At 74.5% G+C, this 15,077-nt stretch carries 11 protein-coding genes; 4 read left to right on the top strand and 7 right to left on the bottom strand.

Going from position 1 to position 15,077, the window contains the following annotated elements; translation table 11 throughout:
* Position 1: 1 nt before the first annotated feature.
* From dhaL to NFS20_RS04810, 6 genes are all read right to left on the bottom strand, one after another.
* On the bottom strand, positions 2-649 hold the full coding sequence (gene dhaL / locus NFS20_RS04835; RefSeq protein WP_251150638.1) for a dihydroxyacetone kinase subunit DhaL: 648 nt from the start codon (positions 647-649) through the stop codon (positions 2-4).
* 109 nt (positions 650-758) lie between these two features.
* Entirely contained in the window at positions 759-1,754 is a 996-nt protein-coding gene (dhaK, locus tag NFS20_RS04830) for a dihydroxyacetone kinase subunit DhaK (RefSeq protein WP_251150637.1), read from the bottom strand.
* A 152-nt stretch (positions 1,755-1,906) separates the two neighbouring features.
* On the bottom strand, positions 1,907-3,325 hold the full coding sequence (locus NFS20_RS04825) for a bifunctional folylpolyglutamate synthase/dihydrofolate synthase (protein WP_251150636.1): 1,419 nt from the start codon (positions 3,323-3,325) through the stop codon (positions 1,907-1,909).
* On the bottom strand, positions 3,322-6,774 hold the full coding sequence (gene ileS / locus NFS20_RS04820) for an isoleucine--tRNA ligase (protein WP_251150635.1): 3,453 nt from the start codon (positions 6,772-6,774) through the stop codon (positions 3,322-3,324). The genes NFS20_RS04825 and ileS overlap by 4 nt, the downstream gene beginning before the upstream one ends.
* A gap of 764 nt (positions 6,775-7,538) precedes the next feature.
* Entirely contained in the window at positions 7,539-9,146 is a 1,608-nt protein-coding gene (locus tag NFS20_RS04815) for a molybdopterin-dependent oxidoreductase (RefSeq protein WP_251150634.1), read from the bottom strand.
* An 18-nt stretch (positions 9,147-9,164) separates the two neighbouring features.
* Complete coding sequence (locus tag NFS20_RS04810; protein WP_251150633.1) at positions 9,165-9,842, bottom strand: winged helix-turn-helix transcriptional regulator; 678 nt, start codon at positions 9,840-9,842, stop codon at positions 9,165-9,167.
* A gap of 179 nt (positions 9,843-10,021) precedes the next feature.
* Between NFS20_RS04810 and NFS20_RS04805 the strand changes: the two genes are divergently transcribed.
* The gene (locus tag NFS20_RS04805) at positions 10,022-10,840 is read left to right on the top strand and encodes a class I SAM-dependent methyltransferase (RefSeq protein ID WP_251150632.1); all 819 of its coding nucleotides are present in this window, start codon (positions 10,022-10,024) and stop codon (positions 10,838-10,840) included.
* 38 nt (positions 10,841-10,878) lie between these two features.
* Here NFS20_RS04805 and NFS20_RS04800 read toward each other — a convergent pair whose 3' ends face one another.
* Positions 10,879-11,715: an SDR family oxidoreductase gene (locus NFS20_RS04800; protein ID WP_251150631.1), complete on the bottom strand. Its 837-nt coding sequence runs from the start codon at positions 11,713-11,715 to the stop codon at positions 10,879-10,881.
* 278 nt (positions 11,716-11,993) lie between these two features.
* On the opposite strand from NFS20_RS04800, the gene NFS20_RS04795 reads away from it, so the two are divergent.
* The 3 genes from NFS20_RS04795 to NFS20_RS04785 are packed head-to-tail and all read left to right on the top strand — an operon-like array spanning position 11,994 to position 15,075.
* Positions 11,994-13,085: a putative F420-0 ABC transporter substrate-binding protein gene (locus tag NFS20_RS04795; RefSeq protein ID WP_251150630.1), complete on the top strand. Its 1,092-nt coding sequence runs from the start codon at positions 11,994-11,996 to the stop codon at positions 13,083-13,085.
* A complete protein-coding gene (locus NFS20_RS04790; RefSeq protein WP_502800778.1) occupies positions 13,082-14,164 on the top strand; it encodes a putative F420-0 ABC transporter permease subunit in 1,083 nt (360 codons plus the stop codon). The genes NFS20_RS04795 and NFS20_RS04790 overlap by 4 nt, the downstream gene beginning before the upstream one ends.
* A complete protein-coding gene (locus NFS20_RS04785) occupies positions 14,161-15,075 on the top strand; it encodes a putative F420-0 ABC transporter ATP-binding protein (protein ID WP_285821101.1) in 915 nt (304 codons plus the stop codon). The genes NFS20_RS04790 and NFS20_RS04785 overlap by 4 nt, the downstream gene beginning before the upstream one ends.
* The last annotated feature ends 2 nt before the right edge of the window (positions 15,076-15,077 follow it).

The raw sequence follows: 15,077 nt of genomic DNA, 5'->3' as shown, positions 1-15,077 counted from the left end.
CTCAGACCGCCCCGCGGGCGTCCACGGCCGCGTCCCGCGCGGCCTCGAGCAGGATCGCCGTCGACGTCGCGCCCGGGTCCTGGTGGTCGGCGCTGCGCTCGCCGAGATAGCTCGCGCGACCCTTCGTGGCCACGAGGGGCACGGTCGCCTCGGCCCCGGCCCGCGCGGCGCGCGCCGCGGCGTCGAGCACCTCGGCGGTCGTCGCGCCGTCGTGCGCCGCCGCCTCCGCGGCGTCGACCGCGGGCTGCCACGCGTCGACCATGGTCTTCTCCCCCACGACGGCCTTGCCGCGCGCGGTGATGCCCTCCAGGGCGCCCTCGAGCAGGGCGACGACGCCCTGGGCGTCCAGCTCGGCGAGGCCCGTGACCTTGGCCGCACGCAGGTAGGCCGTGCCGTAGAGCGGACCGGAGGCGCCGCCGACCGACGACATGAGCGTGGTCGCGACGAGCTTGAGGAGGTCCCCGATCTGCTCGGGGGTCTCGGTCACGTCGAGCTTGGCGACCACGGCACGGTAGCCGCGGTCGAGGTTCTCGCCGTGGTCACCGTCCCCGATCTGTCGGTCCAGCTCGGTCAGCTCGTCCTTCGACGCCGCGATCCGCTCGGCGCTCAGCCGAGCCCAACGGTCCGCCCAGGCCACGTCCAGCGTCATGCCCCACCTCTCCTTGCCGCAGAACCGGCGGAACCGCCGGCTCCGGAGACCGCACGCGTCGCGGGCGAGCGCCCGCCGCCCGGCGCCCCGAGCGCGAGCACCCGGACCGTCACCAGTGCAGCGCAGGCGTGCGGACGGGAGCGTCCCACAGCGCGGTGAGCTCGTCGTCCAGGCGCAGCACGGTCACCGACGCCCCCTGCATCTCCAGCGACGTGACGTAGTTGCCCACGAGCGACCGCGTGACGCGCACGCCGCGCTCCTCGAGCAGCCTCCTCGCCCGACCATAGACGACGTACAGCTCCGACAACGGGGTACCGCCCATACCGTTAACGAACAGCAACACGTCCTCGCCGCCCGCGAGGCCGAGGTCGTCGGCGACCGGGTCGAGCAGCATCTGCGTCACGTCGTCGGCGGGGGCGAGAGGGACGCGGTGACGACCGGGCTCCCCGTGGATGCCGATGCCGATCTCCACCTCGTCGTCCTCGAGGTCGAAGCTCGGCCGTCCGACGTGGGGCACCGTGCAGGCGGTGAGCGCGACGCCCATCGAGCGGACGTTCGCCACGACCCTGCCCGCGATCTCGGTGACGGCGCCCAGGTCGTCGCCGCGCTCCGCCGCGGCGCCCGCGATCTTCTCGACGCACACCGTCCCGGCGACGCCGCGGCGTCCCGCGGTGTACAGCGAGTCCTCGACGGCGACGTCGTCGTTGACGAGGATGCTCGTGACCTGCGTGCCCTCGGCCTCGACGAGCTCGACCGCGGTCTCGAAGTTGAGGACGTCGCCCGTGTAGTTCTTGACGATGGCGAGCACGCCCGCACCGGAGTCGGCCGCGAGCACCGCGGGCACGATCTGGTCCGGCGTGGGCGACGTGAACACCGCGCCCGGCACCGCGGCGTCGAGCATGCCCGCGCCGACGAAGCCCGCGTGCAGCGGCTCGTGGCCCGAACCTCCGCCCGAGACGAGGCCGACCTTGCCGGCCACCGCGCCGCCGGCGCGCGTGACGAACGGCGGGGAGAGGTGCACCTCGACGAGGTCGGCGTGCGCGAGGCCGAAGCCCGCGAGGGACTCGGTGACCGCGTCCTGGGGGTCGTTGAGCAGCTTCTTCACGGTGGTTCCTCCGTCGTCGGTCGGCGGCGTGCCGGGCCTGCCCCGCCCGACGGCGCTGAGACCATCAAACACCCGGGCGACAGGCGGCGCGCGCCGGTGCCCGACGACGCGGCAGCAGCCGCTCCGCGCCCGGCACCGGGCGCGGAGCGGGGTCAGCCGCGCCCGAGCAGGATCCGTGCGTCGGCGACCGTGACGACGGACCCTGTCACGAGGACACCGGTCCCGGTGCCGACGCCGACGGGGTCGGCGGCCTCGGCGAGGTCGACGGCCATCTGGAGCGCCTCGTCCAGCCGCTCCGTGCTGCGCACGCGGTCCTCGCCGAAGACCTCCGCGGCGAGCTCGGCGAGGTCCGTGACGTCGGCCGACCGGTCGGAGCTGTTCCGCGTGACGACGACCTCCGCCAGGACGGGCTCGAGCGCGGCGAGCAGCGACTCGGCGTCCTTGTCGCCCATGATCCCCACGACTCCGACGAGGTGCCGGAAGTCGAACGCCTCGTCGAGCGCGGCGACGAGCGCCTCGGCCCCCGCGGCGTTGTGCGCGGCGTCGACGAGGACCGCCGGGCTCGACCGGACGACCTCCAGGCGGCCCGGCGACGTCACGTCCGCGAACGCCGTCTCGACGAGCGCGCCGTCGAGCGACCTCCCGCCCATCAGGGTCTCCACGGCGGTCAGGCCCAGCAGCGCGTTGTGCGCCTGGTGCGCGCCGTGCAGCGGGAGGAAGATCTCGGTGTACAGCGCGACCGGGGTGCGCAGGTCGAGCAGCTGGCCCCCCACGGCCACGTGACGCTGCGCGACCTCGAGGTCGACGCCCTCGCGCAGGACCCGCGCCCCGACCTGGCGCGCGCGGTCGAGCACGACCTCGAGCACCTCGGGCTCCTGCTCCGCGACGACCACGGTGGCACCGTCCTTGACGATGCCGGCCTTGTTCCCCGCGATCTCCTCGAGCGTGCTCCCGAGCCACCGCTCGTGGTCGTGCGCGACGGGCGTGATGACCGCGACGTCGCCGTCGACGACGTTCGTGGAGTCCCACGTGCCGCCGAGACCGACCTCGACGACCGCGACGTCGACCGGCGCGTCGGCGAAGGCCGCGAGCGCCATGACCGTGAGCACCTCGAAGAAGCTCAGCCGCGGGCCGCCCGCCTCCTGCGACTCGCCGTCCACGACGCCGACGTACGGGGCGACGTCCTCCCACACCTCGACGAACCGGCGGGCCGAGAGCGGCTCTCCGTCGACCTGGATGCGCTCGGTGACGCTCGTCAGGTGCGGGCTCGTGAAGAGCCCGGTGCGCAGGCCGTGCTCGCGCACGAGCCGCTCGACCATGCGCGCCGTCGAGCTCTTGCCGTTCGTCCCCGTGAGGTGGACGACCCGGAACGACCGCTGCGGGTCGCCGAGCAGCTCGAGCACGCGCCGGACGCGGTCGAGCGTCGGGTCGATGTCGTGCTCGGGGGCGCGGGCCATGATGTGCCCGTAGACCTCGCGCAGCGACTCCTGCGCGGCGGCGTCCTGCGCCGCGTCGCGCGCGGTGGCTGCGGACTTCTTGCCGGTCGGCCGCCTGTCGTCCCTCGCGCTCACGCCGTCACCCCGTCCGTCTCGCTCGTCCCGCGGCTGCCCGCCTTCTCCACCCGCACCGCGCGCTGGTCCGTCGGCGACGTGTCGACCACGACCTCGACCGCGAGCGTCTCGCGCGCCACGAGCTCGCGGTGCTCCTCGACGGCAGCGACCCACTCCCCGGGGACGTCGAGCGCCAGGCGGATCCGGTCGGCGACGTCAAGGCCCGCGGCCTTGCGCGCGTCCTGGACGTCGCGGATCACGTCGCGCGCGTACCCCTCGGCGAGGAGCGCGTCGTCGAGCACGAGGTCGAGCACGACGAACCCGCCGCCGGACAGCACGGCCGCGGCGACCGTCGGTCCTCCGTCGGCGTCGGCCCCGCCCTCGCGAGCCGCGACGACCGTCGCCAGCTCGTACTCGCCCTCGACGAGCGGCACGTCACCGTCCGGCGTCGTCACGACGACGCTCCCGTCGTCCTCCTGGCGCCACGCCCCGGCCTTCGCGGCCTGGATCGCGGCCTGCACGCCCCGGCCGAGGCGCGGGCCCGCCTTGCGGGCGTTGACCGCGAGGCGTTGCGTCACGCCGAACCGCTCGGCCGCGTCGGAGTCCGTGGACCCGAGCTCGACCGCCTTGACGTTGAGCTCGCGCGCGAGCAGGTCGGTGTACGGCGCGAGCGCGGCAGGGTCGTCGACGACGACCGTCAGGCGAGCGAGCGGCTGACGCACGCGGAGCTGGTGCGCCTTGCGCAGGCCGAGCGCCGACGACGCCACGGCCCGGACCTCGTCCATCGCTGCGACGAGCGCGTCGTCGGCGACCAGACCGGCGTCCGCCTCCGCGCCGTCGACCGTCGGCCAGTCGACGAGGTGCACGGACCGGCCGCCGGTCAGGCCGCGCCAGACCTCCTCGGTGAGCAGCGGCGCGAGCGGCGCCATGACGCGCGTGAGCGTCTCGAGCGCGGTGTACAGCGTGTCGAACGCGTCGGCGTCCTCGGCCCAGAACCGGTCGCGCTGCGTGCGCACGTACCAGTTGGTCAGCACGTCGAGGTGCTCGCGCACGGTCTCGCACGCGCCGGCGATGTCGTACGCGTCGAGCTGGTCCGTCACGCGTGCCACGAGGTCGTGCGTGCGCGCGAGCAGGTACCGGTCGAGCGCGGGCAGCCCGGCCACGCGCTCGGGCGCGACGCGCTGCGCGACGTAGCCGCCGCCGTCGGGCGACGGCTCGCCCCCTGCGGCCCCGGCGCGCGCCTGCGCCTTGGAGCTGTTCGCGTACAGGGTGAAGAAGTAGTACGTGCTCCACAGCGGCAGGAGCACCTGGCGCACGGCGTCACGGATCCCGTCCTCGGTGACGACGAGGTTGCCCCCCCGCAGGATGGGCGAGGCCATGAGGAACCAGCGCATCGCGTCGGAGCCGTCGCGGTCGAAGACCTCGTTGACGTCCGGGTAGTTGCGCAGCGACTTGCTCATCTTGCGCCCGTCGGAGCCCAGCACGATCCCGTGCGAGATCGCCGACCGGAACGCGGGGCGGTCGAACAGCGCCGTGGACAGGATGTGCAGCATGTAGAACCAGCCGCGCGTCTGCCCGATGTACTCGACGATGAAGTCGGCGGGGTTGTGGTGCGCGAACCAGCTCTCGTTCTCGAACGGGTAGTGCACCTGGGCGTACGGCATGGAGCCCGAGTCGAACCACACGTCGAGGACGTCCTCGACGCGGCGCATCGTCGAGCGGCCCGTCGGGTCGTCCGGGTTGGGGCGCGTGAGGCGGTCGACGTAGGGGCGGTGCAGGTCCGGCCGGCCCTTCTCGTCGCGCGGGAGCGTGCCGAAGTCGCGCTCGATCTCCTCGAAGGAGCCGTAGACGTCGATGCGCGGGTGCTGCGGGTCGTCGGACTTCCACACGGGGACCGGGCTGCCCCAGAACCGGTTGCGCGTGATCGACCAGTCGCGCGCGTTCTCGAGCCACTTGCCGAACTGCCCGTGCTGGATGTGCTCCGGGGTCCACGCGATCTGCTCGTTGAGCTCGAGCATGCGGTCCTTGAAGGTCGTCACCGCGACGAACCACGACGACACGCCCATGTAGATGAGCGGCCGCCGGCAGCGCCAGCAGTGCGGGTAGGAGTGCGCGTACGACTCGCGGCGCAGCAGCACAGTGCCCGGGCTCGTCGCGCCGAGGGCCACGTCGGGCACCTCCTCGCTGTCGCGACCGGGCTGCAGCCGGGCGGCGTCGTGCCGCGTCCGACCCTTGAGGTGGTCGATGATCAGCGCGTTCGCGTCGAAGACCTGCAGGCTCTCGTAGTCGACGACGGGGAACGTGAACTTCCCGTCGGGCCCCACCGGCAGCACGGGCTCGATGCCCTCGCGGTCCGAGACGACCTTGTCGTCCTCGCCGAACGCGCCGGCGCCGTGCACGAGCCCCGTGCCGTCGGTCGTCGTGACGAAGTCCGCCTCGACGACGCGGTGCGCGTTCGCGTGGCCGGCGTAGTAGGAGAACGGCGGCGTGTAGGCGCGGCCCAGCAGGTCGGAGCCCTTGAGCCGATCCACGACCTGCGACGCGAGGTCACCCTCGGCGCCGTCCGCGCCGGGGTCCGTCAGCTCGCGCGCGTAGGCCTGCAGCCGCGCCTCGGCGAGGACGTACCGCTCCTTCACCCCGGTCGCGGACGACTCGACGACGACGTAGTCGACGTCCGGGCCGACCATGACGACGAGGTTGGACGGGAGCGTCCAGGGCGTCGTCGTCCAGACGAGCGCGAGCTCGCCCGTCACGAGGCGCAGACCGACGGTGACGGCCGGGTCCTGGCGGACCTGGTACACGTCCTCGTCCATGCGCAGCTCGTGGTTGGACAGGGGCGTCTGGTCGTTCCAGCAGTACGGCAGGACGCGGAAGCCCTCGTACACGAGACCCTTCTCGTGCAGGGACTTGAACGCCCACATGACCGACTCCATGAACGTGGGGTCGAGCGTCTTGTAGTCGTTCTCGAAGTCCACCCAGCGCGCCTGGCGCGTCACGTAGTCGCGCCACTCGTCGGTGTACTTGAGCACCGACGCGCGGCACGCGTCGTTGAACCGCTCGATCCCCAGCTCGAGGATCTCCTCCTTGGTCTTGATCCCGAGCTGGTCCATCGCCTCGAGCTCGGCCGGGAGGCCGTGCGTGTCCCACCCGAACCGACGCTCGACGCGCCTGCCGCGCATGGTCTGGTAGCGCGGCACGACGTCCTTCGCGTAGCCGGTGAGCAGGTGGCCGTAGTGCGGGAGGCCGTTGGCGAAGGGCGGGCCGTCGTAGAAGACGAACTCGTTGCTGCCGTTCTCCCCGGCGTGGTTGCGCTCGACCGACGCGCGGAACGTGTCGTCCGCGTCCCAGTACGCGAGGATCTCGCGCTCGATCGCCGGGAGGTCCGGCGACGCGGGGATGCCGAACGACGCGCCGGCATGGGTCTCGACGGTCCCCTCGGGGGCGGGCGGACGGTGCAGCGGGTAGGCCATGGTCTCGAGGCTCCGATGAGTGGTGGTCCGGGTCGTGCTCTCCTGCGAGGACGACGTCCCTGCCCCGGAGGGAGGGTGCCGCGGTACCACCTCGCTTGCCGGCGCGTGCGCGCCGACCGCTCGTCGAAGGCTGTGACGGGCCTGCCCGTCCGGTTCTACTGAGGACCCGCCGCCTACGCGTGCACGACGCCGCGGGTCCCGTTCTTCCGGAGGCTCACCGGTGATGGCCGGGTCGATGCCTGTGCGTCCATGGTAGCGGGGGCGTGCAACCCGGCTCGTCGCTCGGTCTGCGCGGCGGCTCGGGCGCGGCGACGGGCGGTGTAGGCGTCGATGTCGCGCGCGACGAGCCACTCGAGGGTGAGCGGCGGGGTCGCGGCCGAGGTGCTGGCCGGGCTCTGTGCGGTGGTGCCGGGGAGGTACATGGTGGTCTCGCGTCCTTCGGTGACGGGCGTCAGGGAGGCAGACCGGTCCCGAGCGTGCGAGTCATCGATGGCTCTCACGGAAGACCGGCGACCGTCGCGCCCCTGCGCTCCGTGCCCGACGTGCTCGTCGGGCTACCGGGAGGGAGGGACGGGAGGCTGCTCGCGGACACCTGGTCGGCTGCGCGTGGCGCCGCGAGCCGTCAACAACAGGACGAGGCCGGGGCGACCTGCGGGCGCGCGACGACGAGCGGGCTGCTCGTGGGGCGCGCGGTCGAGGTCACGCGGACATGCTGCCAGGCAGAGGCCGCCCCGACAACCCCCGGCAAGCGCAATGCTCCCGACTCAGCCGACGCGGACGTCCACCTCGTGCCAGCCGCTCGCGCCGTCGGGCGCCGGAGCCGCGACGTCGGAGGTCTGGACCTGCCCGTCGGCGTCCGTCGCGCGCACGGTGAGGCGGTGGTCGCCGGCGTCGGCGTCCCACGCGTACGACCACTGCCGCCACGTGTCGGGGCCGACGGTCTCGGCGAGCGTCGCGGTCTCCCACGGGCCGTCGTCGACGCGGACCTCGACGGCCTCGATGCCGGTGTGCTGCGCCCACGCGACTCCCGCGACGGTGACCTCGCCCGCGTCGACCGACGTGCTCGCGCGCGGCGTGTCGATGCGCGACGCGAGCTTGATCGGGCCGCGCTCGCTCCACCCGCGCGTCGACCAGTAGGCGACGTCGTCGGCGAACGTCGTCACCTCGAGCTCCGTGACCCACTTCGTCGCGGACACGTACCCGTACAGCCCAGGGACCACGAGCCGCGCCGGGAACCCGTGCTCGGCGGGCAGCGGCTCGCCGTTCATGCCGACGGCCAGGAGGCACGCGCGCTCCTCGTCCTGGAGCACCTCGAGCGGCGTGCTCGCCGTCCACCCGTCGGCGCTCGTGGACAGGACCATGTCGGCGCCGTCCTGCACGCCGGCGCGCGCGAGGAGCTCACGGACCGGGTAGCCGAGCCACAGCGCGTTGCCCACGAGGTCGCCCCCGACGGAGTTCGAGACGCACGTGAGCGTCAGGTGGTGCTCCACGAGCGGGAGCGCCAGGAGCTCGGCGAGCGTGAGCTCGAACGGCTCGTCGACGAGACCGGAGACACGCAGCGTCCAGGTGTCCGGGTCCACCTGGGGCACGCGCAGCGCGGTGTCGATGCGGTAGAAGTCGTCGTTCGGGGTGACGTAGGGCGCGAGCCCGGGGACGCCGAGGTCGGCGCCGGCCGGGACGGCAGGGGCCGTGACCGACGGCGCGGGCAGCCGCAGCGCCTCGCGCGCCGCGGTCACGGCGCGCGACCCGGCCGAGACGGCTCGCGACGTCGCGAGCGCGACCACGCCCGCGGCTGCCGCGAGTCCGGTCACCAGGAGGAACCGGCGCCTGTCGAGGCCCGGTCTGCCGCTTCCCGCGGCCGTCCACGGACCGGCGCCGGACGCGGGATCATCAGCACGAGCTGCGCCGTCGGGACGCGCGACCTCGGCGGGCCCACGCAGCGTGCCGACCTCCGCGCGGAGCAGGAGGACCGCCGCGGCGACCCCGACGAGCGTGGGCAGCGCCCACGCCGGGCTCGACCCCGGTCGGGTCGCAGCGACGACCGCGCCGACCGCACCGACGGCGCCCAGCAGCACCGCGCCCGTGGGCGGGCGCCGCAGCTCGAGCCATCCAGCGAGCGCCGCGCCCGCTGCGAGCACCACGCCCATCGTGCCCAGCAGGACGACCTTGTCCGCCGTGCCGAACGTCGCGATCGCCCACTCCTTGAGCGGCGCGGGCACGACGTCGACGACGCCGGCGCCGGCCGCGAACAGCGGGCTCGCCCCGGGTGCGACGAACGCGGCCACGAGCTCGGCCACGGCGAACCCGACGGCCGCGGCGACGACGCCCGCGAGCGCCGCGAGCAACGAGGGGTGCCGCCGGGATGCCGTCATGACCCCAGCCTGGCACGCCTACGCGGCAGGTCGGGGCACGCGCGCGAGGTCCGACTGTCCCAGCCACGCGGGCAGGCTGCGGCGCGCGGCGCTCGGACCGTCGAGCACCACGTCCCCGCTGCGCAGCGCGCGCTCCCACGTCGTGTCGCCCCGCCAGACGTGCGTGAGGGTGCGCAGCCCGGACCGGACGACGACCGCCGGGTCGAGCCCGGGGTCGACGTCGCACAGGTCCGCGTCACCGTCGCGCACGACCAACCACCAGCGCGCGACCCGCGCCTCGACGTCGTCGAGCCGGAACTCGACGGCCGTCGGCTCGCGCGGCCAGGTGGCGACCGGGACGGTGCGCCGCACGTCCCAGAACAGCAGGTGCGGGTCGAGGTCCTCCTCGCCGAGCTCGCTGATCCAGCGCGCGCCCCACGCGCCGAGCGACTCGACCAGGGGCCGCAGCTCCTCGCCGGCGGCCGTCAGCCGGTACGACGGCCGGCCCCCCACCTCGGAGCGCCGGACGACCCCCGCGCGCTCGAGCGTGCGCAGGCGCTTGGCGAGGAGTGCCGGCGACATCTTCGGGTTCCCGCGCCGGAGCTCGTTGAAGTGCGTGCTCCCGGCGAGGAGCTCTCGCACGACGAGCAGCGTCCACCGCTCGTCGAGCACCTCCATGGCCTTGGCCACCGGGCAGAACTGGCCGTACGTCGCCATCGCCGCCTCCTCGTCCGCTCCTCCAGTAGACGCCCGAGCACGGAACCGCACCAGTGCCCGCGGAGCGGGCGTGGCGGTACAGATCCAGCACTGGATGCCCCGAGGAGGGAGCGCGAGCCTGGGGTGACGTGACCCACCACCACGGCCCGCTACCGCGGGCCCGGCAGCAGGAGAAGCAGATGACGGACACCGTGGTCCTCTCGGACCTCAAGACGAAGCACCGCGCGATGTGGGCGTCCGGGGACTACCCGGCCGTCGCGGCGGAGGTGGTGCACGACCTCGGCGACGACCTCGTCGACGCGTGCGCCGTGCACCCGGGTCAGCGCGTGCTGGACGTCGCGGCGGGCACGGGCAACGCGGCGATCGCGGCGGCGGCGCGCGGCGCGGACGTCGTCGCGACCGACCTCACGCCCGAGCTGCTCGACGCCGGTCGGCGGGTCGCGGCCGAGCGCGACGTGGACCTCGTGTGGCAGCAGGCGGACGCGGAGGAGCTCCCGTTCGCGGACGCGTCGTTCGACGTCGTCCTCTCGACCATCGGCGTCATGTTCGCGCCGCACCACCAGGAGGCGGCGGACGAGCTCGTGCGCGTCACGCGGCCGGGCGGGACGATCGGGCTCGCGAGCTGGACGCCCGGCGGGTTCATCGGGCAGATGTTCGCGACGATGAAGCCGTTCGCGCCCGCTCCGCCGCCCGGGGCCCAGCCGCCCCCGCTGTGGGGCGACGAGACCCACGTGCGGTCGCTGCTGGGCGACCGCGTGACCGACGTCCGGGCCGAGCTGCGGACGCTGCCCGTCACGCTGTTCGCGGACGGCGAGGCGTTCCGCGCGTACTTCGCCTCCCGGTACGGGCCCACCATCGCGGTGCGCCGGAGCCTCGAGGGCGACCCCGACCGGCTGGCCGAGCTCGACGCGGCGCTGCGCGACCTCGGGGACCGGTCCCTCGACGCCGACGGGGCGATGCGCTGGGAGTACCTGCTCCTCGTGGCGACGCGGATCTGACCCTGGTGGTCCGACGCCCCCGGGACACGGCCCGGCGGTCAGGCGTCCCGGTGCGCGTCCTCGTGCGCCGGGACGCCCTTCGGCTCGAGCGGGGCGCGCCACAGCGAGTACGTCGACGCCTGCGCGACCGGCCGCAGGATCAGCGAGTCGATGTTCACGTGGTGCGGCCGCGTGACGGCGAAGGTCACGACGTCGGCGACGTCGTCGGCGGTCAGCGGGTCCTCGACGCCCGCGTACACGGCGTCCGCCCCGGACCGGTCGCCGTGGTAGCGGTTGAGCGAGAACTCGGGCGTGTGCACGAGCCCCGGCGCGATCTCGATGACGCGGATCGGCTCGCCGACGAGCTCGAGACGCAGGGTCTTGGCCACGCCGAGCAGCGCGTGCTTCGACGCGACGTACCCCGACCCCCCGACGTACGTGTCGTGCCCCGCGGTCGAGGTCATGAGGACGATGTCGCCGCGGCGCGACGCGCGCAGGAGCGGCAGGAAGGCCTTCGTCACGCGGATCGTGCCGAGCACGTTCGTCTCGTACATGTCTCGCCACTCGTCGATCTTCGCCTCGTCGACGTGGTCGACGCCGAGCCCGAAGCCGGCGATGTTGAGCAGCGCGTGCACCGGTCCGCGCGCGGAGGCCTCCGCGACGAGGCGCGCGACGTCGTCGTCGGACGTCACGTCGCCGACGACCGGGTGCGCGCCCGTGCGCTCCGCGACGTCCGCCAGGCGGTCCGCACGCCGCGCGAACGCGACGACGTCCCAGCCGCGCGCCCGCAGGTGGCGCACGCACGCCTCGCCGATGCCCGACGACGCGCCGGTCACCACGGCGCGCAGGGGTGGGGTCGTGGAGGTGTCGGCAGGCGGGTTCACAGGCTCGGTCACGACGGACACTCTGCCACGCGCCGGCGGGGCGAGGACGGCCGCGTCCGCCGGGCCACGCCGTGCACCGCCGCCGCCGCCCACCCCTCGCGGCCGAGCGCTGTGTAGGCTGGACGGTGGACCGCGGGCCGTCGATCTTGCCCGTCGGAGCGACCCCGTACTGGGCCGCGGGTCCGCAGGACGCGAGATGGCGCGTCGAGCACCGTACCGAGCCGGCACCGGCGTCCCCGTGGGACCGCCGTCGTGCGGCTCGGGCCCACCTCGTCCCCGGAGAAGCATCCGTGCCGTCACGCCGCACCTCGTCCGCCGTCCTGCACCCCCGCCGTCCCCGTCCTCGCCGTGGCGCCGCCGCGACGTCCCTGGGCGCCGTCGGGCTCGCCGCCCTGCTCGCCGCGTGCTCGTCGGGGACCGCGGGCGAGGGCGACCCGACCACGGACGGCGAGGCCGCGCCGTCGGGCACCGCCGGCCACGGCACGACGGCGACGGGCTACCCGCTCACGGTGGACGACTGCGGGTTCGAGGTGACGTTCGACGCGGCGCCCGAGCGCGTCGTGACGATCAAGTCGAGCACCACGGAGATGCTCCTCGCGCTCGGCCTGGGCGACCGGATCGTCGCGTCGGCGTTCCTCGACGGACCGGTCCCCGACTCGCTCGCCGACACCGCGGCGCAGGTCCCCGCCGTCGCCGAGCCGCTGTCCGACCAGGTGCCCGGCGCCGAGGCCGTCCTCGGGCTCGAGCCCGACCTCGTGTACGCGGGCTGGGAGTCGAACCTCACGGCGGACGGCGCGGGCGACCGCGAGACGCTCGCGCAGCTCGGGGTCGCGACGTACGTCTCCCCCGCCGCGTGCAAGGCGCCTGCGTACATGCCCGACCCGCTGACCTTCGACGACGTCTTCGCCGAGATCACCGAGGTCGGCGAGATCTTCGACGCCCAGGACGCGGCGTCGGACCTGGTGGCGGAGCAGCGCGCGACCCTCGACGGCGTCACGCCCGACGACCGCGGGCTCACCGCTCTCTGGTACTCGTCGGGCGACGACATCCCGTACGTCGGCGCGGGCATCGGCGCGCCGCAGATGATCATGGACGCGGTCGGGCTGGAGAACGTCGCCGCCGACGTCGAGGACACGTGGACCTCCTACGCGTGGGAGGAGGCTATCGCGGCGGACCCCGACGTCCTCGTGCTCGTCGACGCCACGTGGAACAGCGCGGAGGCGAAGATCGAGCGACTCGAGTCGAACGCCGCGACCGCCGAGATGACCGCGGTCCGCGAGGGCCGCTACCTGACGATCCCGTTCCCGGCGACGGAGGCCGGCGTGCGCAACGTCGACGCCGTGGTGGACCTCGCCGCACAGCTGGAGGCGCTCGACCTGTGACGACGCTGCGCACCCGGCCCGACGCCGCCCCCGCGCCCTCCGCGGGCGGGCGCACGTCCGCGCGTCGGGGCGCCGCGTGGTGGGTGCCGGGCAGCGTCGTGCTCCTCGTCGTCACCGTGCTCGTCGCCGTGACGATCGGCCCGGCGGACCTCGCGGTGGGCGACGTGTGGCGGTCGGTCGCGTCCCACCTCGGCCTCGGCGGGCTCCTCGGTCTCGAGCCGCTCGGCCCGCTGCAGGACGGCATGGTGTGGCAGCTGCGCCTGCCGCGCGTGCTCACCGCCGCGGCGGTCGGCGCGGGGCTCGCGGTGTGCGGGGTCGTCATGCAGTCGCTCACGCGCAACCCGCTCGCGGACCCGTACCTGCTGGGGCTGTCCTCCGGTGCCTCGCTCGGGGCGGTGCTCGTGCTCGTCGTGGGCTGGACCGTCCTGCTCCCCGTCGCGGCGTTCGGCGGAGCAGTCGTCGCGCTCGTCGCGACGCTCGCGCTCGCGGGCGCCGTCGGCACCCTGACACCGAGCCGCACCGTGCTGGCCGGGCTCGCCGTGAGCCAGCTCGCGGCCGCGGCGACGAGCTTCGTCATCTTCTGGTCGGCGACCGGCGACTCGTACCGCGAGATCCTGTCGTGGCTCATGGGCTCCGTCGCGGGAGCGACGTGGACGTCGGTCGCCGTCGCGGGCGTCGCGACGCTCGTGCTCGGAACCCTTCTCGCGTCGACCGGGTCCGTGCTCGACGCGTTCACGTTCGGCGACACCGCGGCGTCGGCCCTCGGGGTGGACGTCCAGCGCGTGCGCTGGGTCCTGCTCGTCGGCGTCGCGCTGCTCACCGGGGCGCTGGTCTCGCAGTCGGGCTCGATCGGGTTCGTCGGGCTGATCCTGCCGCACGCCGTGCGGCTCCTCACCGGTGCGCGGCACCGGCTGCTCCTCCCGCTCTCGGCGCTGTTCGGCGCGTCGTTCCTCGTGTGGGCGGACACGCTCGCCCGGACGGTCTTCGCGCCGCGCGAGCTGCCCGTCGGGATCGTCACCGCCGCGATCGGCGCGCCCGTGTTCGCGCTGCTCCTGTGGCGCGGGAGGAGGACGGCGTGACCGAGACCCGCACGACGTCGCCCGACCTGCCCGTCACGTCCCCCGCCTCGGTGCAGGCACCGCCCGCCCCGAGGGACGGTGGCGCTGCCCCCGGTCCGGGCGTCGGGCACGGCGCCGGCCTCGACGCGGCCCGGGTGTCGTGGTCCGTCGACGGCCGCCTCGTCCTCGACGGGGTCGACGTCACCGCGCCGCCCGGGGCCGTGAGCGGGCTGCTGGGTCCCAACGGCTCGGGGAAGTCGACCCTCCTGCGCGTGCTCGCGGGGATCCTGCCACCGTCGGCACCCGCCACCGCGCACGCGCCCGCCGACGTCCGGTTCGGCGGCGAGGACCTGCTGAGGGTCCCGCGGCGCCGTCGGGCACGTGTCCTCGCGCTGGTCGAGCAGGACGCGACCACCGAGCTGCCGCTGACGGTGCTCGATGCCGTCCTGCTCGGTCGCATCCCGCACCGCTCTCTGCTCGCGGGCGACTCCGCGCGCGACCGCGAGGTCGCCCGCGGCGTGCTCGCGACGGTGGGCATGGAGGCGTTCGAGGATCGCGAGGTCGCGACGCTCTCCGGCGGGGAGCGCCAGCGCGTGCACATGGCCCGCGCGCTCGCCCAGGAGCCGGCGCTGATCCTGCTCGACGAGCCGACCAACCACCTCGACATCGCTGCCCAGCTCGACGCGATGCGCGTCCTACGACGCCTCGCCGACGAGGGCGTGACGGTGCTCGCGGCGCTCCACGACCTGACGCTCGCGGCGCAGACGTGCGACCACGTGGTGCTGCTGTCGGGCGGCCGCGTGGTCGCGACCGGGGACGTCCGCGACGTCCTCGTGCCCGACGTGCTGGAGCCGGTCTACGGCGTGCGGTGCGACGTGCTCGTGCACCCGCGCACCGGGCGGCCGGTCCTCACGTTCTCACCGCGGGACTGACC

Source organism: Cellulosimicrobium sp. Marseille-Q4280 (assembly GCF_943181405.1).
Taxonomy (GTDB): Bacteria; Actinomycetota; Actinomycetes; order Actinomycetales; family Cellulomonadaceae; genus Cellulosimicrobium.
Note: the sequence above shows the minus strand (reverse complement) of the source record. Positions and strands in the feature narration are given on the sequence as shown.